Genomic DNA, 24,917 nt, shown 5'->3' with positions numbered 1-24,917 from the left:
GGCGACCCCTGAAATGACCACGGACTCTCCGTCAGGAGAGCCCGTGGTCAATGACGAAGGGGATTGCGCCCTTCACTGCCAGACTATTGGCATGATCCGCAGCAAACGCCATCTTCTCCATGCTTAGGCTTCTTCTCGGCAGTATCGGCGACGGAGTCGGTGGCTGAGTCGACCTCCGCCTGTTTTGCCTCAACGGGCTCATGTGTCTGTACCACCGGTTTTTCGGCACTATCTTTCTTGAATAGATTCTTGAGCAGTCCCATCGAGATGACCTCGCAGCAGCATTAAGATTCATTACACATGCATCTTATTTCGGCCCGAGCATGCCGTCAATGCCATGCGCCGCCTGGCCGAGGAATATCGATCTGCTGTGCTTATCGACGGCCGAGCCCCGGATGCCTCTCAGTCGACGGTCGACGATCCTGCTCGGGTTCGCCGGTCGGCCGGCCCGACACTGCCGGGCCGGCCGAACCGCCTCAGTCGAAGGTGGCGCAGACGTCGGTCTGCTCCTGGGGCCGGTGGGTGTCTTCATGGGTCAACGCCTCGCCGGTCGTGTCCAGCGAGACATTCCACTGATGGTCGGTACCCTTGGGATCACAGACACCTTCGCTGCCGCCGCCGAAGTTGGAGTCGATCCAGTAGTGCACCGCGTAGCTGCCGTCCTCCTTCAGCACGCCGGGAAAGTCGAACGCGAAGGCCGGTGCCTCATCGGCGGAGACGGTGCCGGACTGTGTTGCGGCCACATCGCCGGAATCGGCATCGACAACGGCCACATGGATCTCCTGGCCACCATGCGCGCCATTGAAGCTACCATCCCCCTTGAAGGTGAGGTCATGGCCGTCGGCGGCCAGGGCCAAGGGAGCGGCGAGCAGCAGAGAGAACAACAGGTACCGCAGCGGCGTCGTGCCGGGTAGGATTGACGTTGTCATTTCGCACCTCTTGAACATATTCAGATGGGCGATCGGGTCCGATGGACCTACGCCCAGCGTAGACCATCCTCGGCCCACCAGGCCTCCAGACCCGGTCACGCCCGGCGAAACTCACGCCATCACTGACAGGATACTCCCTGATGCCACGACTTCGCCCCCGGCTCTCCCGCCTGCTGGCCCCTGCCATGGTTCCCCTGCTCCTTGCCGGCTGCGGCAACGACTATGAAGTGGGCGATGTCTCACTGGGCCTGTTCACCACCAAGGACATCAAGATCGAGAGCCTCTCGGATCCCAAGATCCCCGGGGTGACCTGCCATCTCAGCAATGTCGAGGCCGATCTGGACTTGGCCGATCCTTCCGACAGCAGCCTCGCCTGCCGCCAGACCGGCCCCATCACCCCGGCCATGCTGGCCGATATCGACGCCTCGGCGAGCGGTGAACTACTCTACCGCCGCTCCAAGAGCGTACTGTTCAAGAGCCTCAAGGTGCGCCGCATCTTCGATGCCGACAACCAGACGCTGCTGTATCTGATCTACAGCACCAAAGAGAGCAGCGGCAGCTTCAAGCATGCCCTGAGCAGCGTGCCACTCTGGAATACCCAGGCCTGGCAGACGCCCGCCGGCGAGTAAGGCAAGAGGCGTGGCCGGCGGGGAGACCAGGAGGGAAGCTGTCCGGTATGGCACGCCAGAGGCCTTGCGGCACCGCAACATAAAAGCGTAACGTAATAGCCTCGCTCTATTACAAGCCAAGGAGTTGCCATGTCCCGCTCCTCCGACGATGGCGTCGGCTACCGGATTCCGCTTCCCGGCAGCGCCCTGGTGGCCGCCTGGCGCCAGGGGTACGGCCTGGCCGAGCTGCGCCGCGATCTGCTCGCCGGCCTGACCATCGGCATCGTCGCCGTACCACTCTCCATGGCGCTGGCCATCGCCACCGGCGTGCCGCCCCAGCACGGCCTCTACACCGCCATTGTTGCCGGTGCGATCATCGCGCTGACCGGCGGCTCACGCTTCAACGTCTCCGGCCCCACCGCCGCCTTCGTGGTGATCCTGTTTCCCATCGTCGCCAACCACGGCGTCGGCGGCCTGCTGATCGCCACCCTGATGGCGGGAATGATCCTGGTGGCCCTGGGGCTGGCACGACTCGGCAGCCTGATACAGTTCGTGCCCTACCCGGTCGTGCTGGGCTTCACCGCCGGGATTGCCGTGGTCATCGCCTTGCTGCAGCTGCCCGACTTCCTGGGCCTGGAGGTAGAGCTGGGCGAAGGCACACTGGGCAATGCGGCCAGCATTGTCCGGGCAGTACCCCAGCTCGACCCGGCCGAGCTGGGTGTCGGCCTGGTCACCCTGGCGACCCTGATTCTGTGGCCTCGCCTGCGCCTGCCGATACCCGCACCGCTGGCAGGGCTCGCCGTGGGCACCCTGGTGGCCCTGGCCGTCATCCCGCTGGGCATCGAGGTCGATACCATCGCCTCGCGCTTCAGCTGGAGCCTGGAGGGTGAAAGCGGCAGCGGCATTCCGCCCTTCGCCCCCAGCCTGACGCTCCCCTGGCAATTGCCCGGACCGGATGGCACGCCGCTTACGGTGGATTTCGCATTGATTCGTGAACTGATGGGCCCGGCACTGGCCATCGCCATGCTGGGAGCCATCGAATCGCTGCTCTGTGCCGTGGTGGCCGATGGCCTCACCCGCACCCGACACGACCCCAATGCCGAGCTGCTGGGCCAGGGCCTGGGCAATATCGTTGCCCCCTTCTTCGGCGGTATCACCGCCACGGCGGCCCTCGCCCGTACCGCGACCAATATCCGCAGCGGCGCCTTCTCGCCGGTGGCCGCCGTGGTCCATGCCCTGGTGGTACTGCTGGCGGTGGTCCTGCTGGCGGGTGTGCTGGCCCTGGTACCCATGGCCGCCCTGGCCGCCCTGTTGTTCATCATCGCCTGGAACATGAGCGAGGCGCGTCACTTCGTGCATACCCTGAAGAGTGCGCCGGGAAGCGATGTGACAATCCTGGTCATCTGCTTCGCGCTGACGGTGGTGTTCGACATGGTGCTGGCGGTGGCGGTCGGCATGGGGCTGGCGGCGGCACTCTTCATTCGCCGCATGGCCGAGGTGACCCATACTCGCCGACTGGACGAGCAAGGCCATGATGGCAGCGATGACTTGCCCCACGGGATAGCGCTCTATGATATCGACGGGCCGCTGTTCTTCGGTGCCGCCGAGAAGGCCGTCTCCTCACTGCAGGTCGTGGACCCGGACATCCGTGTGATGCTTCTCGATATGCACGACGTGCCCAGCCTGGACGCCACCGCCATCGTCGCGCTGCAGACCCTCGCCGAGGATCTTCACGGCCGCGGCATCGGCCTGGTATTCGTGGGGTTGCCGGCGCGGCTGGTGCTCAAGCTTCGCCGGGCGGGGCTTCGCCGCGAAGCCGGGCAACTGGCGGTAGTGGCCGACCAGCACCGGGCCTTGCGCCTGGCCGAACGCTGGCTGGCCGATGGATCATGCTGAAAAAGGGGGCGCGACATCCGTCGCGCCCCCTTGGCGTGGTCCTGAGCAAGACACCCCTCAGCTCATGTCGAGTACCACACGCCCCTCGATCTTGCCCTCGATCATGCGCTGGAAGATATCATTGATGTTCTCCAGCCTGTCGGTTGCCACGGTAGCTCCCACCTTTCCTTCACCGGCGAAGTCCAGTGCCTCCTGCAAGTCCTGACGGGTGCCGACGATGGAGCCGCGTACGGTGATACCGTTGAGAACGGTATCGAAGATAGGCAGCGGGAAATCACCCGGCGGCAGGCCATTAAGCACCAGGGTACCACCGCGGCGCAGCATGCCCTGGGCCTGATCAAACGCCTTGGGCGACACGGCGGTAACCAGTGCGCCATGCGCGCCACCGATCTCGCGTTTCAGGAAGGCCGCGGGGTCGGTCTTCAGGGCATTCACGGTGACGGCCGCACCGAGCCGTTCGGCGTGGGCCAGCTTGGCGTCATCGATATCCACCGCCGCGACATTGAGCCCCATGGCGCGGGCATACTGAACCGCCATATGACCGAGCCCACCGATGCCCGAGATCACCACCCACTGACCGGGGCGGGTGTCGGTCATCTTGAGGCCCTTGTAGACCGTTACACCGGCACACAGCACGGGGGCGATCTCGAGGAAATCCACATTGTCGGGCAACCGCCCCACGAAACCGGCATCGGCCAGGGTGTAATCGGCGAAGCTGCCGTTCACCGAGTAGCCGGTATTCTGCTGTGATTCACACAGGGTTTCCCAGCCACCCAGGCAGTGCTCACAGTAACCACAGGCCGAATAGAGCCAGGGCACCCCGACACGATCCCCTTCCTTGACGTGGCTCACACCGTCACCCACCGCCACGATATGGCCAACCCCTTCATGCCCCGGAATAAAGGGCGGCTCGGGCCTGACCGGCCAGTCACCGTGGGCGGCATGCAGGTCCGTGTGGCAGACACCGGTGGCGGCCACCTTGACCAGAATTTCGCCCTGCTGCGGCCGAGGTATCGCGGCCTCTTCGATGGCCAGCGGTTCGCCGAACTTGCGCACTACCGCGGCTTGCATCGTCTTGTCCATATCGGTTTTCCTCAGTTGCCGGGCAGCCGGGTGCCGCCCGTTACGCTCAGGTGTCAGGGGAAGAAGTACGGGGGAAGCCGCCCGGATCGGCCGGGCGGCCAGGCCTCAGAAGAAGCCCATGGGATTGATGTCGTAGCTGACCAGCAGGTTCTTGGTCTGCTGATACTGCTCGAGGGCCATCTTGTGGGTCTCGCGGCCGACGCCGGACTTCTTGTAGCCACCGAAGGCGGCGTGAGCCGGATACTGGTGGTAGCAGTTGGTCCATACGCGGCCGGCCTGGATGCCACGCCCCATCCGGAAGGCAACGTTCATGTCGCGACTCCAGACGCCGGCGCCGAGGCCGAACTCGGTATCGTTGGCAATCGCCAGCGCTTCCTCTTCGTCCTTGAAGGTGGTCACCGCCACCACCGGACCGAAGATCTCTTCCTGGAAGACGCGCATCTTGTTGTTGCCCTTGAGCAGCGTTGGCTCGATGTAGAAGCCCTTGTCATAGGCCGGGTCGAAGCTTGCCTTGTCGCCACCGGCGAGAAACTCGGCTCCCTCCTCTCGGGCGATGTCCATATAGGACATGATCTTGTCGAACTGCTCCTGGGAGGCCTGGGCCCCCACCTGGACGTCGGTATCCAGCGGGTTGCCGCGCTTGATCTGCCCGACCTTCTCCATCACCTTGGCCATGAAGGCGTCGTACATGGATTCCTGGATCAGCGCTCGGGAGGGGCAGGTGCATACCTCGCCCTGGTTGAAGAAGGCCAGCACCAGGCCCTCGGCGGCCTTGTCGATAAACGCCGGCTCGGCGTTCATGATGTCGGCGAAGTAGATGTTCGGTGACTTGCCACCCAGTTCCACGGTCGAGGGAATGATGTTCTCGGCGGCACACTTGAGGATGTGCGAGCCCACCGGGGTCGAGCCGGTAAAGGCGATCTTGGCGATGCGCTGGCTGGTGGCCAGTGCCTGGCCCGCCTCGGCGCCATACCCGTTGACGATATTGACCACGCCCGGGGGCAGCAGGTCACCGATGACCTCCATCAGCTTGAGAATCGAGGCCGGCGTCTGCTCGGCGGGCTTGAGCACCACGCAGTTGCCCGCGGCCAGGGCCGGGGCCAGCTTCCAGACGCCCATCAGCAGCGGGAAGTTCCAGGGGATAATCTGGCCCACCACGCCCAGCGGTTCATGAAAGTGGTAGGCCACGGTATTGGCGTCGATATCGGCGGCGGTACCTTCCTGGGCCCGAATGCAGCCGGCAAAATAGCGAAAGTGATCGACGGCCAGCGGAACGTCCGCATTGAGGGTCTCACGAACCGCCTTGCCGTTGTCCCAGGTCTCGGCAACCGCCAGCAGCTCGATGTTCTGTTCGATGCGCTCGGCGATCTTGAGCAGGATGTTGGAACGCTCGGCGGCCGAGGTCTTGCCCCAGGCCGGCGCCGCGGCGTGGGCAGCATCCAGTGCCTTGTCGATATCCTCGGCCCCCGAGCGGGGAATCTCGCAGAACACCTCGCCGTTGACCGGGCTGACGTTGTCGAAGTACTCACCCTTGACCGGCGGAACGAACTCGCCGCCAATATAGTTGCCGTAGCGCTTCTCGAAGCTGACGGGGGAGCCGGGCTGGCCGGGATTAGCGTAGATCATTGAGTATCTCCTGGCTGTTGTGGTTGTGGCGATACACGCCTAGTGTTGGCCAGTTACGCCCGGTGCGACATACTACGGTGGTATGAGAGGGCCTCCTCCTTCGGGAGGAGGTGGAGAGCTCAACGAGATATTGCCCATGCATACCCTGATGGTTGCCGATGACCACCCGCTGTTCCGTGAGGCCATTGCCGCCGTCATCGAGGCAGGCCTGCCCGGCAGTCGTCTGTTGGAGGCGGAGAGCCTGGGCGAGGCCCTGCGGCGCGCCGAGGCCTGTGATGAGCTCGACCTGGTGCTGCTCGACCTCGGCCTACCCGACTCCGAGGGGCTCGAGGGTCTGCGAGTATTGCGTGACACCCTCCCCTGGCTGCCGGTGGCCATCCTCTCCGCGGACCAGGAACGGCGCACCATCCTCGACGCCATCAACCTCGGGGCGGTGGGCTATATCCCCAAGTCGACGCCGCGTCGGGACCTCCTCGCGGCACTGAACCAGCTATTGGAAGGACAGCTCTACCTGCCCCCGGATATCATGCGTCGTCCTCCCCCGCCACGGCCGCCTCCCGTACCGGAGCAGAGCTCCCCCTCATTACGCCTCCACGAGCTCACCGACAAGCAGCTCGAAGTACTGCTGCGCCTGCGCCACGGGGCCTCCAACAAGGTGATTGCCCGGGAACTGGCTATCGCCGAGACCACGGTGAAGTCCCATGTTTCGGCGATCCTGCACAAGCTCGGCGTACCGGGCCGAGTCCAGGCGATCCTCGCCGTGGGTGAGGCCGACCTCGAGGGCCTGCTGGCCGAGCGCCATGGCGTATCACCCTGAGCGACTCCCCAGCAGGTCCAGCAGGAGCATGCGCAATCGCAGCGGCTTGAGGGGCTTGAGCAAGCAACCATAGCCCAGCTGACGGGCCAGGCCCTTGATCGCCGTATCGTGGTTGGCGGTGATCACCACGACCGGGAGCCCAGGTTGACGCTCCCGTAACCTGGCCGCTGCCGCCAGGCCATCAATACCCGCTTCGGCCAGGTGATAATCCACCAGCAAGGCGTCCGCTCGCTCTCCGGCCGCCTTGTTCTCCAGGTCGCCCAGCGAAGTCGCGGTCAAAGTGCGACACCCCCAACCCTCCAGCAGTGCGGCCATCCCCGAGCAGATGCCGGGATCATTGTCGATTACCCAGATCCGCGCCTGCTCCAGAACGCTGGCTTGCCCGGGCCCGGATACCGCAAGAGGCTGGTGGACGACCGGCGACAACCGGCCATGGGGAACCAGGATCGAGAAGAGCGCGCCGCGGCCCGGCACGGTGGTCAGCCGCAGGGGATGAGCGAGCATTCCCGCGATGCGATCGACGATGGCGAGACCCAGTCCAAGGCCACGATCCTCGGCGTCGTGATGGTCGCCCAGGCGCTGAAACTCCTGGAAGATCGTCTCGCGCTGCGCCTCCGGGATCCCTGGCCCGCTGTCCGCCACCAGGACTTCGATTCCCTCGGGGCGGCGACGGCAACCCAACAGGATCTTGCCGCGCCGGGTGTAGCGGAGGGCATTGGTCAGGAAGTTACGCACGACCCGGGCCAGCAAGGCCAGGTCCGAGGCCACTACCGCGCTGCTGCCCACATAGTGCAGTTCAAGCCCCGGAGACGCGACCATCTGGCGATACTCCTCTGCCAGTACGTCGAGCAGCCGGGCGACGGGGAAGGCGGTGATATCCGGCTCGAGCACTCCGGCATCGAGCCGCGAGATATCCACCAGGGTGCCGAGCAGCGCCTCCACGTCCTTGAGTGAACGGTCGATATTGCCGACCAATCGGGTCGAAGGCGCCGGCAGGCGATGCTCTTCCAGGGCACTGGTGAATAAGCGCGCGGCATTCAGCGGCTGCAGCAGATCATGACTCACCGCGGCCAAAAAGCGGGTCTTGGAAAGGTTGGCCGCCTCCGCCTCTGCCTTGGCGGCATGCAGTTCGGCGAGGGTGTGCTGCAGCGTCTCGGTGCGCTCACGAACCTGCTCGGCGAGCAGCACCGCATGCTCGAAGGCTGCATAGGGGGCATCACCCGCCATTCCCGCCGACTCCACACGCTCCATCAGCGCCGTGACGATCCGATGCAGTCGAGCGTTCTCCTCCAGCAACGCCCGCTCCCGCGGGCCGGCGTTATCAGGCGCCTGACGCGGCTGGCCAAGATCCAATGGCAACCCCGGTGAAGGTCTGGTTGATGTGCATGCCATGGTGCTGCTCCCCGTAGGTGTTAAAGCCGATCACCCGCGAACGGGCCAACAGCTGCGAGGCCTGAGCCACCAGCCCCATGGACTCCAGCTCGAGTCGACGCAGGAAGCAGTCACAGCCGATCACCAGCACCGGCTCGCCAAGCCGCGCGGTGAGGCCGGTGAGGACGGCGTCGAGGTCCCCTAGCAGCGGCGCCGGCTGCATGGCGGTAAGCACGATACCGTTCTCCACTGCACAATAGAAACTGAGGCTGGCGTCTTCATTGACCCGCTGAATGGCGCGCACGAAATGGGCATCGCCCAGGCGTACCGCCAGTGGATGGCGGGCAAAGACCTCCGGCGTCAGGGCCTCGACCGGCAGACCCACCAGCCGGGCGTACTCCTCGGCGGCGGGCAAGGCGTTGAGCTCGAGCACCCGGCGGCGTTCGCGGTCGGCACGCGTCACCACCAGTTTCTCGCTTCGTGGCCGAAGATGATGCGTGGTAAAGACCTCGAACGGAAGCCGGGTATTGATCATCACCACCACAGCCGCCTGGCCATGAAAGCGGCCATCGGCATGGACATGGGTGTGGGCCAGGCAGTTGTCGTCGCCAGCGGAGCCCCCGAAACTGGGAATACGTCCCAGGGCGGCATCCAGGGTTGCCAGTACCTGCTCCTCGCAGCTGGAGAGGCCATCGAGAAGAGTCAGCGCGAAGCTGCTTTCCCCCACCGAACCCCGGGCCCGGTCGCGACACTCGTCAAGCAGGCCATCGACCAGCCCCTGGGCCCGGATCAGGTCGAAGCCCGTCAGGTCCTCGATCAAGGCGCAGGAAACGGCGAAGTGGCGACGGTCGAAACCGATGGCAACGATACAGCCTCGTTCGTAGCCCTCCGGTGCGATCTCCCCGGCGGTAGTACAGCCCGCTACCGCCACGCTGTCGAAGGCGTCGTTGAGGGCCGTGGAGAGCTCGTCCAGAGGATATTCGGCACTGCAGAAGAAGAGCACGAAGCCGAGCTCGGCGTGCCCAAGCGATGCGGCCAGCTCCCGCGCCGCCCCATGAGGGTCCTGTCGTCGGCTGATCGCCGTGCGCAGCGGCTGTTCCGTCTCGAGGGAGCCAGGGGCGACGGAGCGGACGGGAGAGAGATCGAACATGTCGGCCTGCCTGTGACGTTTCGGGCAGTGTATGCCACCGCAACAAGCGGCGACAACGCCGGCCTGTGTCGGGAATGGAGATCCGGTTCGGCCCGATCACGCCAGCGCCAGCCTGGGCGCCAGGCCCTCCTTCCCGAAGGACTCGAGCGGGCATGCCGAACCCACGAATAAAGGGCGGGGGCATTGCTGCCCCCGCCCTGCTGCCTGATCGAAGGCGACATGCAAGGCGGGTCAGCGATCGGGTTCCTGCCCTGCGGCCTTGGGCTTGATGATCACCAGGTCTTCATAGGCATGCCAGCTGGCGAAGCCCAGCACAGGCAGGATGAGTGCCAGGCCGATATAGAAGGTCAACACCCCGATCAGCACGCAGCCGGTGAGGATGGCCGCCCACAGCAGCATCGGGCGGAAGTTGACGCTCACGGCCTGAACGCTGGCCTCGATACCTTCCATGAAGGTCAGATCCTGATCCATCAGGGTCGGGATGGCCACCACGCTGATGGTAAAGGCGCCGAACGCCAGGATGGCACCGATCACAGTGCCCACCGCGATCATCGTCAGGCCTTCCCTGGTGGTGATCAGCGCGGCATAAAGCGTCGCCGGATCCGGGGGCTCGGCACCGAAGAACAAGGCGAAGAGCACCATGGCAATATTGAACCAGGCCATCAGCATCAGCGTCAGCATGACCCCCAGCATTGCCAGCTGACCGGCATGAGAGCGCCAGGCACCGAAGGCATCGCCCAGATGCGGGGCGCGACCGGCCTCCAGGGCACGGCTGATGCCGTAGGAGCCTACTGCCACCAGAGGGCCGATAAACATGAATCCCGCCACCAGCGGCAGCAGCCATTGCCACAGTCCCAGATAGAGGGCGCCGGCGGTAATGGCGATGCTCAGCCCTACCCAGAACATGCCATAGGCAAGACTGACGGCGGCGGCCTGCCGAAAGTCCTCGATACCGGCGGCGAGCCAGACCCTGGGACGTTCCATGCCGACCGGCTGGATGGTGATCTTCACGCCGGGCCCTGCCGACGCATCACGTGCTTTCGCGGTTGCCGCACTCATGTGTCACCTCTCTTCCCGATTGCTGCCCGACCGGCTCGGGCGCCGCAAGGATGGTTCCGGCTCGCGTCCGGCCCATCGAGAAACGTTGACGAAGGTTTTCCCCGTTAACTTCCCCTTAATCTAGTTGATCCGCGTCAACCCTGCAGGCAGCCCCTCGGTGCCCTTTTCCACGCTCTGTTCACAGCCCCAACGGCGAAGGGCCCCGACATCGAGTCGGGGCCCTCCACCTGGCCGATTGATACGAGAGAACGTCTCCCTCGTCAGCGCACGATCATCACCGACACCTTGGAGTGGTGCACGACATGTTCCGCATTGGGGCCGAGCACGTAATCGGCGAACTTGCGCTTGCTATGGGAGGCCATCACGATCAGATCCACCTCGAGTTTCTTCGCCGCCTTGACGATCGCCTCCCAGGGCGAGCCATCGACGATGACGCTCTGGACCGCGATGTCCTCGGGCACGTTCTCACGAATGAACTCGTGCTGGGCATCACCGATCGCGGCCCGGGCCTTCTTCGCAAAGTCCTTGGGAAAGTAGGAGCCGACCAGCGGCATGCGATAGTCCGGCAGCACCGTTACCACATGCAACGACGCCCCGAAGCTGCGACACAGCGCCACCGCGGTCGGCAGCGCCTTCTCCCAGGAGGCCTCCTCGTTGAGGTCTACCGTCAACATGATCTTCTGGTACATGTCTCTCTCCCTCAAGCCGAGGCCACGGCGGCACCACGGTCCCGCCGCCGACGCTGCATCATTATGATCAGGCCTAATACCAGGAAGGCCGGAATCCACATCAGTTCCTTGGTCCAGCGATCCACCGGCGCCAGCACCTGGATGATCTCCTGATCGAAGTCGAAGCCCAGATCCGAGGCCTGACTACCGAAGGCCACCATGTCGACCACGGCGGTCTCATCCTCGATGATCAGCTGCAGCCCCAGGTTGTCCAGTCGCTCCTCGCCGGTCTCGCCACTCGGCACCGGCAGCTGCATGTAGGTGGTCAGCGGATCACCGAAGTCATCTTCGCCCAGGATCTGCAGGCGCAGGGTGCTCTCGGCATCGACGTTACCCAGCGCCTCGACGAACTGTGCCGGCGGGATCTCCTGGTAGGGATCATGAATCTGATCCATCCAGAAGCCCGGGCGGAACAGGGTAAAGGCCACCAGCAGCAGCACGATGGACTCGTACCAGCGATTACGCGCGAGCATGAACCCCTGGGTGGCGGCGGCGAAGATCAGCATGGCAATGGTCGAGACCACGAATATCAGCACCCCCTGAAGCCACGAGACATCAATCAGCAGCAAATCGGTATTGAAGATGAACAGGAACGGCAAGGCGGCGGTACGCAGGCTGTAATAGAAGGCCTGGAAGCCGGTGCGGATCGGATCCCCGCCCGACACCGCCGCCGCGGCAAAGGAGGCCAGCCCCACCGGCGGCGTAACATCCGCCATGATGCCGAAGTAGAAGACGAACAGATGGACCGCGATCAACGGTACCAGCAGGCCGTTCTGTTCGCCCAGCTGGACGATCACCGGTGCCAGCAGCGCCGATACCACGATGTAGTTGGCCGTGGTGGGCAGGCCCATGCCGAGAATCAGGCTGAGCACCGCGGTGAAGATCAGGATGAGCATCAGGTTGCCCATGGAGAGGATCTCCACCACGTCGGCCAGCACCAGACCGACGCCGGTCTGGGACACCGCGCCGACGATGATGCCGGCCGTGGCCGTGGCGATACCGATACCGATCATGTTCCGAGCACCGGTGATCAAGCCGTTCCAGAGATCCAGGGCACCCTCACGGAGGTCCGCCGCCGGTGCGCTTTGCCCGCGAAACATCGCCGTGATGGGGCGCTGGGTCAGGATAATGAAGACCATGAACACCGTGGCCCAGAACGCCGACAGCCCGGGCGAAAGGCGCTCCACCATCAGGCACCAGATCAGCACGACCACCGGCAGGATAAACTGCAGGCCAACCATCACCGTGGGTCGGGTCTGAGGCAGCTGGTAGATGGGGGCATCGGGGTCATCGAGCTCCAGCTCGGGATAGTGAGAGCCCACCTTCAGAAGCCCCACATAGATCACCGCCAGCCCAGCGGCCACCACCCAGGGAGTCGCATCACCCAGTACCGGCTTCAACCAGCCCAGGCCGTTGTAGACCACGAGTGCGGTGATCATCATCAGCAGCAGGCCACCCAGGAAGCCGATCGCCTTGCGCACCAGCGGCTTGGGCGGATTACTGCTCTCCAGCCCCTGAAGACCTGCCTTGAGGGCCTCGAGATGAACGATATAGATCAAGGCAATATAGGAGATCAACGCCGGCAGAAAGGCATGCTTGATCACTTCCACGTAGGAAATGCCCACATACTCGACCATCAGAAAGGCCGCAGCCCCCATGACCGGCGGCATGATCTGGCCATTGACCGAGGAGGAGACCTCCACCGCGCCGGCCTTTTCCGAGGAGAAGCCGACACGCTTCATCATCGGCACGGTAAAGGTGCCGGTCGTCACCACGTTGGCGATGGAAGAGCCGGAGATCAGGCCGGTCATGCCCGAGGCCACCACGGCGGCCTTGGCTGGCCCACCCTTGTAGTGCCCCAGCAGCGAAAAGGCGACCTTGATGAAGTAGTTGCCCGCCCCTGCCTTGTCGAGCAGCGCCCCGAACAAGACAAACAGGAAGACGAAACTGGTGGATACCCCAAGCGCGATGCCGAAGACACCCTGTGTCGTCAACCACTGGTGGTTGACCAGGCCGAAGAGGCTGACGCCGCGATGGGACAGGATGCCCGGCATGTAGGGCCCGGCCAGGGAATAGATGATGAAGATCGAGGCGATGATCATCAGCGGCGGACCGAGCGCCCGTCGCGTGGCCTCGAGCAGCAACAGGATACCCGCCACCCCGATGATCACGTCCTGCAGGATCGGCGCACCGGGGCGCTGGGCCAACTGTTCATAGAACATGAACATGTAGGCGCCACAGAAGGCGGCGGCCGTCGCCAGGACCCAGTCCTGAACGGGAATACGATCGCGGGGCGAACGCTTGAGCGCCGGATAGGCCATGTAGGCCAGGAAGAGCGCGAAGGCCAGGTGAATGGAGCGGGACTCGGTGGCATTGAAGACCCCGAAGCCCAGCATGAACGGCAGCGGGGACGCGATCCATAGCTGGAAGAGCGACCAGGCGGCGGCAATGCTGACCAGCAGCTTGCCCGGCGCACCGGCCGGCTTGCGAGCGCCGGTATCACTCGAGGCGACCATATCCTCGAGATCCACCTCATGCCCCGCGGCCCTCTTGTTGTCCTCAGTCATAAGCGTGCCCTGCTCTGTAACATTTACCCTGAGAGGGTCCGGAATGGGGTCTTCCGGTATCCCAAACAGAATGCGCGGCCCCCTCGGGTGACCGCGCATTCCTCATCGAGGGGAGATCCCTCGTATCACTCGATCCAGCCCTGCTCGCGATAGTAGCGAGCCGCCCCTTCGTGCAGCGGTGCGGAGAGGCCGGCAGAGACCATCTCTTCCGGAACGAGGTTCTCGAAGGCCGGATGCAGCTGCTTGAAGCGGTCGAAGTTGTCGAAGATCGCCTTGACGGTCTGGTAGACGATTTCCTCGTCAGCCTGGGCGGTGGTCACGAAGGTCGCCGCCACACCGAAGGTCTCGACATCCTCGTCGTTGCCCTTGTAGAGCCCGCCGGGAATGGTCGACATGAAGTAGTAGGGATACTCGTCGACGATCCCCTGGATCGCTTCGCCATTGAGCGGAACCAGCCGAGAATCGACGGTGGTGGTGGCCTCCTGGATGGAACCGTTGGGGTGACCCACCACATAGGCCATGGCGTCGATATTGTTATCCGCCAGGGCCGAGGCCATTTCGGCGGCATCCAGCTGGGAGGCCAGCGAGAAACTGTCCTCGGTCCAGCCCTTGGCATCCATCACGACTTCCATGGTGTTGCGCTGACCGGAACCCGGGTTACCGATGTTGACGCGCTTGTCTTCCAGGTCATCGAGGGTTTCGATGCCCGAGTCGGCGCGGGCCAGAATGGTCAGCGGCTCCCCGTGGGCACGGAACACCGCACGCAGGTCTTCAAAGGCTTCGTCTTCGAAGTTGCCGGTACCGTTGTAGGCCTGGTACTGGACATCCGACTGCACCACACCCATATCCAGCTGACCGGACTTGATGCCGTTGACGTTAGCCACCGAGCCACCGGTAGAGGGTGCATTACACTTGATGTTGGCGTCGTCCAGACGGTTCACCAGGCGACAGACGGACTGGCCGACCACATAATAGACGCCGGTCTGACCGCCGGTACCGATGGTGATGAACTTCTCTTCGTCCTGGGCCATGGCCGGTGACGCGAACATCGCGGCCCCCAGGATCGCGCCGGTGAAGGCAGCAGCAGAGAATGCATGACGTTTCATGAACATACCTCGTTGACGTTGTCGGCAAGAGAGCGGAAGAGTCGCAACCGCAACGGACTCCAAATTTACCACTCCCCTCTACTTTAGCGAAAAAATTATTCCGGGGATAATAACCGGAGGCAAGGCCGGCAGCTCATGGCCGACAGGTCGATCCATCTTCTGATAATCCATGACCTAGTCTAGCCGCGCCGAGCGTTTATGAAGCGTTAATTTTATGGCGCAACACGACAAGGATGGCACGCGAAGGCTCTTGCCTCCTCTCACGACGCCTTCATGATCAGCGCCTGCTTGTCGTCCTTCATGGCGGCAAACTCGGCCTCATAGAAGAACTCGCTCTCGCCGAAGGCCGGCTCCAGATGGTTGAGCCAGGTGGCTCCCTCGTCGTATTTCGCGAAGAAGGGGCGTTGCACCCAGTCGCTGTCGCGCCCCTGGATCAGGCGCAGCACGAAGACCTTCTCGCCCTTGATCTCGGTGACGCCCTGAATTTCCACCTTGCCGGGATCGGCGGACATCGACGGCCCACGAGCCGTACGCGCCAGGCCCGGCACCTGCTTCATTGCCTCGCGATAGATCTCCCAGGCCCTCACCAGCGGCACCTCGAAGTAATGGCGGGCACCGGTGTCGCGCTCGACAAACATGTAGTAGGGAATCATCCCCAGGCGCACCTGGGTGGTCCACATCTTCGCCCACTGGTCGGCATCGTCGTTGATATGACGGAGCAGAGGCGCCTGAGTGCGAATCTCGGCGCCGGTGGCGCGGATGCGACGGATCGCCTCGCGGCAGATGGGGGTATCCATCTCCTTCCAGTGGTTGAAGTGCGCCATGAAGGCCACGTGCTTGCCGGCCGCGGTCAGCTCGCGGAACAACTCGAGGATATCCTCGGCGTCGGGGTCGGTGACAAAGCGGTAGGGCCAGAAGGTCAGGCTCTTGGTACCGATGCGGATGTCCTGGACGTGATCCAGCTCCGGCGTCATCAGCCCCTCCAGGTACTGACGCAGGTGCTTCGCCTTCATCACCATGGGATCCCCGCCGGTCAGCAGCAGATCGGTGACTTCCTTGTGCTCGGCGAGATAGCGATGCAGGGAGTCGGCTTCATTGGAGGCGAACTTGAGGTCCTTGTCGCCCACGAACTGCGCCCAGCGGAAGCAGAAGGTGCAGTAGCTGTGACATACCTGTCCCTGGCTGGGAAAGAAGAGCACCGTCTCGCGGTATTTGTGCTGCATGCCGGGCACTGGCTCGTCGTCGAGCAGTGGCAGATTGAGATCCATCTGCCCCGCCGGGTGGGGGTTGAGCTCCGAACGGATGCGCTCGACCACCGGCTTCATCTCGGCCACGGCGGCCTCGCGACGCATCAGCTCGGCCACTTCCTCGAAATGCTCGGGTAGCAGCATGCCGCGCTGGGGGAAAGTAAGCTGAAAGACCGGATCCTCAGGCACATTGTTCCAGTTGATCAGCTCCTCGATGACGTACTCGTTGACCCGGAACGGCAGTACCTGGCTGACGACCCGCATATCGAAACGCAGATCGTCAGGCAAGTTCTGGATCGCCTCGATCCTGTCGAGCTGACGATGAGTATAAACCTTGAACTGGCGGGCCTCGAAGGCCTCGGCCGCGGGGCTGCCAAGCTCGATGTTGACGCTCTGGTTCATCTCGCCTCCTCCTGCTGTCACATCCGGCGTACCCAGGCACAAGGGGCCGGGGCTTCCGCCTCGGAAGGCGGTGCCGGCATCGGTTATAAGGGGGAGGCCATTGGTACAGCGGGGAGGCGAAAGTTTCAACTTTCTGCCGCTTTTTGCAACGAATGTCGCGTAAAAAGGGAAAAACGCAACATTTTGTCCAAATATTATCTTCGCTGTCCGACGGGCCGACGAACAAGCTTGGCCGCCAGGCGCTGCAGGCGTGGCGCCCCCACCAGGATCAGCGCAAAAGCGACGGGCCAGGCGATATAGAAGGCACGCCACCAGCGGCCGATAAAACCTTCGCCCAGGCCGGTATTGACCCAGGTAATCACGCAGGTCATCAGGGACACCATATAGAGCGACATCAGCACGGCAAAGACGAAGGGGGCAAGGCGCGGCGGGAAGAACATCGAAACTCCTGATAGCCTGTAAGGAGAGAGTGAAGAGGGAAATGGCGCCGATTATAATCCGTCCATCGCGAATCACACCCGCGCCCCATCGTCGCTTATCTCAGGAGGCAGGATGATCGAGTGCATTCAGGGGGATATCGCCCATCAACCCGACATCGATGCGGTGGTCAACGCCGCCAACGCCCAGCTGCGAACCGGTGGTGGAGTCGCCGGGGCCCTGCATCGCGCCGCCGGCCCGGAGCTCGATCGTGCCTGTCGATCGCTGGCGCCGATCCGACCCGGAGAGGCGGTGATCACCGAAGCCTTCGCCTTACCCAACCGCCATGTGATCCACTGCCTGGGGCCGGTCTACGGCGTCGACAAGCCCGCCGAGGTGCTGCTCGCCGACTGCTACCGGAACGCCCTGGTGCTGGCCGAACGCGAGAGCCTGCGCTCCATCGCCTTCCCGGCACTTTCCGCCGGCGCCTTCGGCTATCCGTTGGAAGAGGCGGCGCGAGTAGCGCTCGAGACGGTGATCGCTACCCTGCCCGACTGTCCTCACATCGAGCGGGTACGCTTCGTGCTCTTCGACGCCGAGAGTACCGTCCTCTTCCAGCGTACCCAGGCCACCCTGCAGAACGAGGGCTGATCCCTTCCCTGGACATCCTACCCCACGTTGTATCCCAGGGTTCGCGGCAGCCACAGGGCGATTTCCGGAAATACGGCGACCAGCCCCAGGGCGGCGGCCATGGCGACCACGAACAGCAGCGCCCAGCCTACGGTCTGTTCCAGGCGAATCCTGGCCACCTCGGTGGTCACCATCAGGTTGACCGCTACCGGTGGCGTAAACTGGCCGATGGCAATATTCATCGCCAGCAGGATCCCGAACCATACCGGGTTCCATTCGAAATGCTGCATCACCGGAATCAGGATCGGCATCATGATCAGATAAATGGAGATGGCATCGAGCAACATGCCGGCGGCCAGTACCGCCAGCATGATCAGCACCAGCAACACGACCCCGCTGTCGGAGAGGGAGATGATCCACTCCGCCAGATGGCGGAAGGTGCCCAGCATGGTGCCCGCCCAGGCGAAGATGCCCGCCAGCGCGATGATCAACATCACCACCCCGGAGATCACCGCCGCCTCGCCGAACAGCGCCCAGAGGTCCTTCATCCCCAGCTCCCGGGTCACGAAGAGACCGACCACCACGCCGTAGGCCACCGCCACCACTGCCGCCTCGGTGGGGGTAAAGAGCCCGGAGCGTAGCCCACCCAGGATCAATACCGGCGCGAACAAGGCCGGTATCGCCTGCTTGAAGGTCTCGCCTACCCGCAGGCGCTCGACGCCCGCCTCCGCAGCGCCGCCCACCCGGCCACGTCCCTCCCAACCATAGCGACGCGAGACCAGCAGCGCGGGGACCAGCAGCGCCAGGCCGGCGAGGACCCCCGGGAAGAGCCCGGCGGCGAACAGCGCCCGCAGATCGACCCCCGGCACGACGATAGAATAGAGAATCAACGCCACCGAGGGCGGAATCAAGATCGCCGTGGAGGCCGAGGCGGCGATCAGCGTAGCGGAGAATGGCTTCGGATAGCCCGCCCGGGTCATGCTGGGCAGCATCACCATCGCCACCGCGGCGGCATCCGCCGGCCCCGAGCCACTCATGCCTCCCATGATCATGCAGACCAGCACCGCCACCAGCGCCAGGCCACCGTGGCGCGGGCCGATCATCGCCTGGGCGAAACGCACCAGGCGCAGCGCGACCCCGGAGCGTTCGAAGATCAGCCCCGTGAGGATAAACAAGGGTATGGCAATCAGCGGATACTTGGCGATGCTGTTGTAGGTATTGGTGCCAAGCGTCGCCAGCATCGCCGGCGACAGCCCGGCCAGGATGCCCGTGGCGCCGGCCAGCCCCAGGGAGAAGGCCACCGGCACCCCGGCAATCAAGAGCCCGGCGAAGGCCAGCAGCATCCACAGGTCAGGACTCATCCTCGAGACCCCCACGCAGTCGGTCACGAACCTGTTGCAGCTGGCGAACCAGCATCAACGCCGCCAGCATCGGCAGCCAGACGATATACCACCACTGCGGCAGCCCCAACCCCGGCGAGAGGGTCTCCCACTGGTACTCCTGCCAGGCCAGCCTGGCGCCGAACCAGGTGATCAACCCCAGTACCGCGACCCCACAGATACCCTGGAAGAGCACCAAAAAACGACGTGGCCCCGATGGCAGGGCACGCTCCAGCATGCCGATGCGAATATGGCCGTCGCGCCGCAGCGCCACGGCGGCGCCGCCGAAGGTCAGCACCACCAGCAGGAACACCGAGAACTCTTCGGTAAAGGCCAGCGAGCCACCGGTAATGTAACGGGTCACCACATTGCCGAGACTGATCAGCGCGATGACCACCAGGGCCAGGCTCGCCAGCCAGCGCTCCGGCCTGGCATCCGGGAAAGGCGTCATGCGTCACCTCTCAAGGCGGCGGCCGGCCACGCGGGCCGACCGGTAACGGGAAGGACAGGCGGGAATCAGCGTGACTCGACGGCGACGCGAGCGGCCTCGACGATCTCCGCCCCGATCTTCGGCACCCATTCATCATGCACGCTGGAGGTGGCCTCGACGAAGGCATCGTACTGGGCATCCGAGAGTTCCGTCACGGTGACGCCACGCTCCTGGATGGCGGCCAGGCGCTCGCTCTCTTCCTCCCGGGTCATGGCCATCTCCCACTCGCCCGCCTCCACGGCGGCCTCGCGCAGCATCGTCTGGTCGCCCTCGTCCAACGACTCCCAGACCTGGCGATTGACGGCGAAAATCAGCGGATCGTTCATGTAGTTCCACAGGGTCAGATGCGCCTGGCCCACCTGATCGATGCGCGCCACGTCGAATACCGAGAGCGGATTCTCCTGACCATCCACCGCCCCGGTCGTCAAGGCCGGCTTGGCATCGGCCCAACTCATCTGGGTCGGATCGGCCCCCAGGGCATCGAAGGTATCCTGAAACAGCGGCGAGCCCACCACTCGAATCTTCAGCCCCTCGAGGTCCTGGGGCTCATCGATCGCGCCACGCGAGTTGGAGAGCTGGCGGAAACCGTTCTCGCCCCACCCCAGCGGGATGACATCCCTGGATTCGATGGCCGCGAAGATCCTCTCACCCGCCTCACCGCCGGTAACGGCATCCACCGCCGCCTCGTCGGGCAGGAAGAAGGGCAGGGAAAAGAGATTGAGCTCCGGCACCTGGGGCGACCAGTTGATCGTGGAGCCCACCGCGGCGTCGATCAGCCCGGAACGCATGGCGGAAAACTCCCGGGTCTGATCCCCGTTGACCAGCTGGGAATTGGGATAGACGCGCATGGTGATGCGCCCATCGGAGCGCTCCTTCACCAGCTCCGCCCACTTCTCGGCGGCCTGGCCCCAGGGGAAGGCATCGGAGAGCACGGTGGAAACGGCGATTTCGCGCGCCTGGACAGAGAGCGAGGCGGTGAGTACGGCGGCACCGGCCAGGGCGGCGGCCAGCTTGGCAAGCGATCGATACGTTGTCATGGCGTGTCCTTGCAGCGACGCCCCATCCGGCGCGGCGCGGTTATGGTTATGAGTAACACGATGTGTCGGCGCGGTGGGCCGGCAGCCGTGGACGAGCCTGTCGGCAAGCCTGACGCCACCCCAGCCCATTCTAAGGGGCCCAGCGTTGAATATCAGCCCGAACACTCATTCGCAGCGTGCCTCGTGGCCCGGCCAGGCGACACAGTCCCCGGCGCCGATGCCATGCGCTTCGAAGAGGCCGGCATTGACCTCCAGCGCGGCCCGATAGGGCATTCCCGGCCGCGTCACCGGACACCCGGCAGGAGCATCCGAGCCGCAGGGCGTCATGGTATGGGTCGAGACGATGAGCCCCTCCCCGTCGATAAAGGCGATATCCAGTGGAATCAGGGTATTATACATCCAGAAACCGCTGCTGCCGGGCTTCTCCGTAGCGTAGAGAAACAGCATTCCTGCGTCCTCGGCGAGTTGCTCGCGGCCCATCAGGCCACGGCTGCGCTCGGCCGATTCGTCCGCCACCTCAACGCGGAATTCGTGTGGCCCCGTGTCGGTAGAGACGGTGAGCGGCAGGCGCTCCACGCCCGTCTCGGCAACGCTTGCCGAGACGGGCGAGAGAAGAGCCAGGGCAAGGATGGCGGTAGTCACGCAATTCTTCATGGCAAACTCATGGGTCATCGCCGGAGATGGTGGCGTCCGGCATCAGGTGGATCCCCGCGGCGAGCAGCGAGACCTGTACCGCCTCCCCCCGGGCCAGGCCATTACGGCGGGCGGCATGGGTGGCGATCTCGAAGCCGAGCCGCCGGGGCGTGTGATCGAAGGCCAGGGTAACCGAGGCCATCCCGCCGAGCACGACCAGCTCCTCGACCCGGGCTTGCACCGGATTCTCGCGCTCGCCCAGCGAGGGACGCCCCCGACGGTGCAGCACCACATCCGAGGACGGCAAATACCAGGCCACGCGGGTGCCCGGCGCCAGTGACTCGAGTCCCTCGGCCACCTCCAGGCGCCAGGGCCCCCAGGCCAGACGGCGCTTGCCGCCTACCGCCACCACCTCGCCTGCGAAGACATTGTGGCGATCGAGCAGCCGGGCCACCTGGGGTGAGGCGGGGCGCCGAAACAGCGACTCCGGTGGGCCGGCCTGAAGCGTGCGCCCGGCGTGCAGCACACAGAGGCGGTCGGCCAGCGCCGCCGCCTCATCGAGGTCATGGGTGACCAGCACGATGGGGATGGCGATCTCCTCGCGCAACAACGCCAGCTCGCGCTGCAAGCGGCGCCGAGTCACCTGATCCACCGCCGAGAAGGGCTCGTCGAGCAGCAGCACCCGGGGCTCGCGTGCCAGCGCCCGGGCCAGCGCCACCCGCTGACGCTGGCCGCCGGAGAGTTCGCTCGGATGACGCCCGGCCAGCCCTTCCAGCCGCACCCGGGCCAGCCATTCCTCGGCCCGATGGCGCCGCTCGGCGGCCGGCAGATGATGCAGGGCCACCATGACGTTACCCAGCGCCGTGAGGTGGGGGAACAGCGCATAGTCCTGGAACACCAGGCCCAGGCGGCGACGCTGGGGCGGCAGTGCCAGTCGTCTGTCGGCATCGAACCAGACCGCCTCGCCACAGGCGATGCGCCCGGCGGCCGGGCGATAGAGGCCGGCGATACTGCGCAGCAGGGTGGTCTTGCCGCTGCCCGAGGGCCCCACCAGGGCCAGCAGTTCGCCGGCCCCACAGCGAAAGTCCGCCGCCAGCGGGATGGGGCCCGACTGATGCAGGCTGACATCCAGGGGAGCCGGGGCCGCTGTGGACTCAGGCACGACGCCACCTCCTGCGTCCCGCGAGGCCGTAGACCACGCCAATGGTGATGAAGGACACCAGCAGCAGCATCGCCGACATGATGGCCGCCCCACTCTCGTCGAAGGCCTGCACTCGATCGTAGATGGCGATGGCCAGGGTGCGGGTCTCGCCATCAATGGAGCCACCCACCATCAGGATAACCCCGAATTCCCCGAGGGTATGGGCGAAAGTGAGCGCCATGGCCGACACGATGCCCGGCCAGACCAGCGGCAGCTCGATGCGCCACAGGGTGTGCAACGGCGACAGGCCGCTGCACCAGGCCGCCTCGCGCAGGTTGGCGGGCACCGCCTCGAAGGCACGCTGGACCGGCTGGACCGCGAAGGGCAGGTTAGCCACCAGGGAGGCGAGCAGGATGCCCTCGAAGGTGAAGTTGAGCCCCTCGCCGAACCATCGTGCCCAGAGCCCCCCGAACGGGGCTTCGCTGCCAAAGGCCTGCATCAGATAGAACCCCAGCACCGTGGGCGGCATCACCAGCGGCAGGGCGATCAGCGCCTCCCCCAGGGGCTTGGCGCGCAGGCGGCTGGCGGCCAGGGAGCGCCCCAGCCATACGCCCACCGGCAACAACAGCAATGCCGTGAGGCCAGCCAGGTGCAACGAGACCGAGAGCGCCGTCCAATCCATCAGCGTGGCTCGGCCTCGGCGATACGGAAACCGTAGTCGGCCAGGATCCGGCGCGCCTCTTCCCGCTGAAGCCAGGCATAGAAGGCCCGCGCGGTCTCACCGGCCCCTTTCACCAGCGCCATGCGCTGCACCAGGGGCCGATGCCACTCGGCCGGGATCATCACGAACTCGCTGCGTGCCGCCACGGCCGGCGCCAATGCCTGGGACCAGGCCACCAGGCCGCCGCGGGCATCCGCCGAGAGGGCAAAGCGGGTCGCCTGGGCGACGTTCTCCCCCAGCACTCGCAGTGGCTCGCTGGGCTCCCAGAGCCCGGCATGGGCCAGTGTCTGTCGTGCCGCCACGCCGTAGGGGGCATGCTCGGGATTGGCCAGGGCGATACGCGCCCGCCCCTCTCCGGCGGCATGCGCCGCGACCGCCTCTCGCACCGCCGCCAGCGAGTCTTCCTCGCTGGGCAGGCGCCCCGGTTCCTGCTTTCTCTGCAGCCAAACCAGCCGCCCCTCTGCATAGACCCGCCCCGCGTCCTCGAGGCGGCCCGCCTCGTGCAGCGCCAGCACATAGGCCTCATCGGCGGAAAGGAAGAGCTCGAAGGGAGCGCCCTGGCCGATCTGGCGGCGGAAATTACCCGACGAGCCGAAGTTGACCCGTAGCGACTCGCCTGTCTCGGCTTCGAATGCCTCGGCGAGGTGCGGAAAGACCGCCTGCAGGGAAGAGGCCGCCGCCACGATAGGTGGCTTGGCCAGAGTCGGTGTGGACAGCAGTAGCGCAAGGCCCATCAGCAGGGCGCAATATCCTGAGCGTATAAAGGGCCGCATGGCGGGGCTCCGCAAGGCATGAGTGGACGCATTGTCCGACAGCCCGCCGGTGCCCACAACCCACACCACCGTGAAGCCCAGTAACGATGGGGGTCAGATGCAAGCGAACCAGCCCCACCCGGGACAGGCACGGCACTCAGCTCGTGGCAACACCGGCGAAGATGCTGTGCAGGTCCGTCTCTTCCTCGCGAAGACCGAGGTCGAGCAACGCCTCGAGACTCGCCAGGTGCGCAACGATAGCCTCCCTCGCTCCCTCGGCATCGTCCTTGCCCTGCCGGAGGGCAGCCAGCAGCGAGGGATGATCTCCCTTCAGGTAGCAGGTGCCGAGATTCGGCCGCTTGTAGAGGGCAATCACGATGGAGGTGCGCAGGATCAGGTCGGTGAGCATCGTGCCCAGTACGCGATTCGGTGACTGGTCCGCCAGCAGGTGATGGATCGCCAGGGAGTGCTCGATACGCGCCGGCTCATCGCCGCGCTCGTGGGCCTCGATCTCGCGTTCGATCTCGCGCTCGAGGCGCGCCGCCGTGACGGTGTCGAGGCCACCGGCCAGCAACGCGGCCACCTCGCCCTCGACCAGACGCCGGGCGGCGAAGGTCTCGCGGGTTTCCTCGATGCTCGGCGCGCGGACCCGTGCCACCTGGTTGGGGCGCTGGTCCACCACGTGCTCGGAGGCGAGACGAGTCAGGGCCTTGCGCACCACCGACCGACTGACCCCGAAGACCTCGCCCAGCGTCACCTCCGGCAGACGCGTGCCCGGAGGGAGGCGCTGCATCAACACGGCGCGACGCACCTGGTCGACGATAAAACGATCGCTGATCCGATTGCCGGCCCTGGCGGCGGCCGCAACCTCTTCCTGCCAGGCACTGCTCATGGGCGCGCCCCTCCCGCTGCGTGACGAAAGGCCTCAGCTTGGCATGTTTTCCCATGGTGGACCACAGCCTGCGGGCATTCTGTATACAAAAATAATATAAGCCGGCGCTAGCCATCACGCGACAGTTTCTTCGGGACCTCGAGGCACCTGAATCGATCCGCAGCATTCACTTTCGAAACCAGCGCCGGGCGAGTGTTGCATTAAGAACATCTGTATCGCAGTCTTCCCTGCAGAAT

24 protein-coding genes are annotated in these 24,917 nt (G+C 64.8%); 4 read left to right on the top strand and 20 right to left on the bottom strand.

From position 1 onward, the window contains the following. Positions 1–83 precede the first annotated feature (83 nt). Positions 84–263 carry a CCGSCS motif protein gene (locus tag Q358_RS19130; protein ID WP_084286552.1) on the bottom strand — a complete coding sequence of 60 codons (180 nt, stop codon included), beginning with the start codon at positions 261–263 and terminating at the stop codon, positions 84–86. A 213-nt stretch (positions 264–476) separates the two neighbouring features. Next, entirely contained in the window at positions 477–929 is a 453-nt protein-coding gene (locus Q358_RS0112560; RefSeq protein WP_051530369.1) for a hypothetical protein, read from the bottom strand. Between the two features lie 140 nt (positions 930–1,069). On the opposite strand from Q358_RS0112560, the gene Q358_RS0112555 reads away from it, so the two are divergent. After that, on the top strand, positions 1,070–1,558 hold the full coding sequence (locus Q358_RS0112555; RefSeq protein WP_156940917.1) for a CreA family protein: 489 nt from the start codon (positions 1,070–1,072) through the stop codon (positions 1,556–1,558). A 129-nt stretch (positions 1,559–1,687) separates the two neighbouring features. Further along, positions 1,688–3,433 (top strand): C4-dicarboxylic acid transporter DauA, encoded by a 1,746-nt coding sequence (gene dauA / locus Q358_RS0112550; RefSeq protein ID WP_027962328.1) that lies wholly within the window; start codon positions 1,688–1,690, stop codon positions 3,431–3,433. A gap of 57 nt (positions 3,434–3,490) precedes the next feature. Here dauA and adhP read toward each other — a convergent pair whose 3' ends face one another. Together adhP and exaC are read right to left on the bottom strand one after the other, a co-directional pair. Further along, positions 3,491–4,516: an alcohol dehydrogenase AdhP gene (adhP, locus tag Q358_RS0112545; protein WP_027962327.1), complete on the bottom strand. Its 1,026-nt coding sequence runs from the start codon at positions 4,514–4,516 to the stop codon at positions 3,491–3,493. 105 nt (positions 4,517–4,621) lie between these two features. Beyond that, the gene (exaC, locus tag Q358_RS0112540; protein ID WP_027962326.1) at positions 4,622–6,142 is read right to left on the bottom strand and encodes an acetaldehyde dehydrogenase ExaC; all 1,521 of its coding nucleotides are present in this window, start codon (positions 6,140–6,142) and stop codon (positions 4,622–4,624) included. Positions 6,143–6,278: 136 nt separating this feature from the next. Here exaC and Q358_RS0112535 point away from each other — a divergent pair, with 136 nt between their 5' ends. Next, positions 6,279–6,959 (top strand): response regulator, encoded by a 681-nt coding sequence (locus tag Q358_RS0112535; protein WP_027962325.1) that lies wholly within the window; start codon positions 6,279–6,281, stop codon positions 6,957–6,959. On the opposite strand, the gene Q358_RS0112530 is transcribed toward Q358_RS0112535, so the two are convergent. From Q358_RS0112530 to Q358_RS0112495, 8 genes are all read right to left on the bottom strand, one after another. Next, positions 6,951–8,351: an ATP-binding response regulator gene (locus Q358_RS0112530; RefSeq protein WP_051530368.1), complete on the bottom strand. Its 1,401-nt coding sequence runs from the start codon at positions 8,349–8,351 to the stop codon at positions 6,951–6,953. The two genes, Q358_RS0112535 and Q358_RS0112530, sit on opposite strands and share 9 nt — an antisense overlap. Continuing rightward, the gene (nosP, locus tag Q358_RS0112525; protein ID WP_051530367.1) at positions 8,281–9,480 is read right to left on the bottom strand and encodes a nitric oxide-sensing protein NosP; all 1,200 of its coding nucleotides are present in this window, start codon (positions 9,478–9,480) and stop codon (positions 8,281–8,283) included. Before nosP ends, Q358_RS0112530 begins: the two co-directional genes overlap by 71 nt. Positions 9,481–9,711: 231 nt before the next feature. Then, positions 9,712–10,539, bottom strand: coding sequence for a DUF2189 domain-containing protein (locus tag Q358_RS0112520; protein WP_027962322.1), 828 nt, complete (start codon positions 10,537–10,539; stop codon positions 9,712–9,714). 260 nt (positions 10,540–10,799) lie between these two features. Next, positions 10,800–11,228: a universal stress protein gene (locus Q358_RS0112515; RefSeq protein ID WP_027962321.1), complete on the bottom strand. Its 429-nt coding sequence runs from the start codon at positions 11,226–11,228 to the stop codon at positions 10,800–10,802. A gap of 11 nt (positions 11,229–11,239) precedes the next feature. Then, positions 11,240–13,834, bottom strand: coding sequence for a TRAP transporter permease (locus tag Q358_RS0112510; protein ID WP_027962320.1), 2,595 nt, complete (start codon positions 13,832–13,834; stop codon positions 11,240–11,242). A 125-nt stretch (positions 13,835–13,959) separates the two neighbouring features. Further along, the gene (locus Q358_RS0112505; RefSeq protein ID WP_027962319.1) at positions 13,960–14,940 is read right to left on the bottom strand and encodes a TAXI family TRAP transporter solute-binding subunit; all 981 of its coding nucleotides are present in this window, start codon (positions 14,938–14,940) and stop codon (positions 13,960–13,962) included. Between the two features lie 260 nt (positions 14,941–15,200). After that, entirely contained in the window at positions 15,201–16,589 is a 1,389-nt protein-coding gene (locus Q358_RS0112500; protein ID WP_027962318.1) for a KamA family radical SAM protein, read from the bottom strand. A gap of 194 nt (positions 16,590–16,783) precedes the next feature. Further along, a complete protein-coding gene (locus Q358_RS0112495) occupies positions 16,784–17,029 on the bottom strand; it encodes a DUF2798 domain-containing protein (RefSeq protein ID WP_027962317.1) in 246 nt (81 codons plus the stop codon). 112 nt (positions 17,030–17,141) lie between these two features. On the opposite strand from Q358_RS0112495, the gene Q358_RS0112490 reads away from it, so the two are divergent. Continuing rightward, positions 17,142–17,657 (top strand): macro domain-containing protein, encoded by a 516-nt coding sequence (locus tag Q358_RS0112490; protein ID WP_043488282.1) that lies wholly within the window; start codon positions 17,142–17,144, stop codon positions 17,655–17,657. Between the two features lie 17 nt (positions 17,658–17,674). Here the strand turns inward: Q358_RS0112490 and Q358_RS0112485 are convergent, their stop codons facing one another. From Q358_RS0112485 to Q358_RS0112450, 8 genes are all read right to left on the bottom strand, one after another. After that, on the bottom strand, positions 17,675–18,997 hold the full coding sequence (locus tag Q358_RS0112485; RefSeq protein WP_027962315.1) for a TRAP transporter large permease: 1,323 nt from the start codon (positions 18,995–18,997) through the stop codon (positions 17,675–17,677). Beyond that, complete coding sequence (locus Q358_RS0112480; protein WP_027962314.1) at positions 18,987–19,466, bottom strand: TRAP transporter small permease; 480 nt, start codon at positions 19,464–19,466, stop codon at positions 18,987–18,989. The genes Q358_RS0112485 and Q358_RS0112480 overlap by 11 nt, the downstream gene beginning before the upstream one ends. Before the next feature lie 65 nt (positions 19,467–19,531). Further along, positions 19,532–20,542, bottom strand: a complete 1,011-nt coding sequence (locus Q358_RS0112475) for a DctP family TRAP transporter solute-binding subunit (RefSeq protein ID WP_027962313.1) — start codon at positions 20,540–20,542, stop codon at positions 19,532–19,534. A gap of 165 nt (positions 20,543–20,707) precedes the next feature. Then, a complete protein-coding gene (locus Q358_RS0112470) occupies positions 20,708–21,196 on the bottom strand; it encodes a DUF192 domain-containing protein (RefSeq protein ID WP_027962312.1) in 489 nt (162 codons plus the stop codon). A gap of 7 nt (positions 21,197–21,203) precedes the next feature. Beyond that, positions 21,204–22,337, bottom strand: a complete 1,134-nt coding sequence (locus tag Q358_RS0112465) for an ABC transporter ATP-binding protein (protein WP_027962311.1) — start codon at positions 22,335–22,337, stop codon at positions 21,204–21,206. Beyond that, positions 22,330–22,998, bottom strand: a complete 669-nt coding sequence (modB, locus tag Q358_RS0112460; protein WP_027962310.1) for a molybdate ABC transporter permease subunit — start codon at positions 22,996–22,998, stop codon at positions 22,330–22,332. The genes Q358_RS0112465 and modB overlap by 8 nt, the downstream gene beginning before the upstream one ends. Further along, positions 22,998–23,810, bottom strand: coding sequence for a molybdate ABC transporter substrate-binding protein (gene modA, locus Q358_RS0112455; RefSeq protein ID WP_027962309.1), 813 nt, complete (start codon positions 23,808–23,810; stop codon positions 22,998–23,000). The genes modB and modA overlap by 1 nt, the downstream gene beginning before the upstream one ends. 136 nt (positions 23,811–23,946) lie before the next feature. Then, positions 23,947–24,681, bottom strand: coding sequence for a GntR family transcriptional regulator (locus Q358_RS0112450; protein ID WP_027962308.1), 735 nt, complete (start codon positions 24,679–24,681; stop codon positions 23,947–23,949). Positions 24,682–24,917: the final 236 nt, after the last annotated feature.

Origin of the sequence: Halomonas halodenitrificans DSM 735 (genome assembly GCF_000620045.1) — a bacterium.
Classification (GTDB): Bacteria; Pseudomonadota; Gammaproteobacteria; order Pseudomonadales; family Halomonadaceae; genus Halomonas; species Halomonas halodenitrificans.
This window is presented reverse-complemented; position numbering and strand designations above follow the sequence as displayed.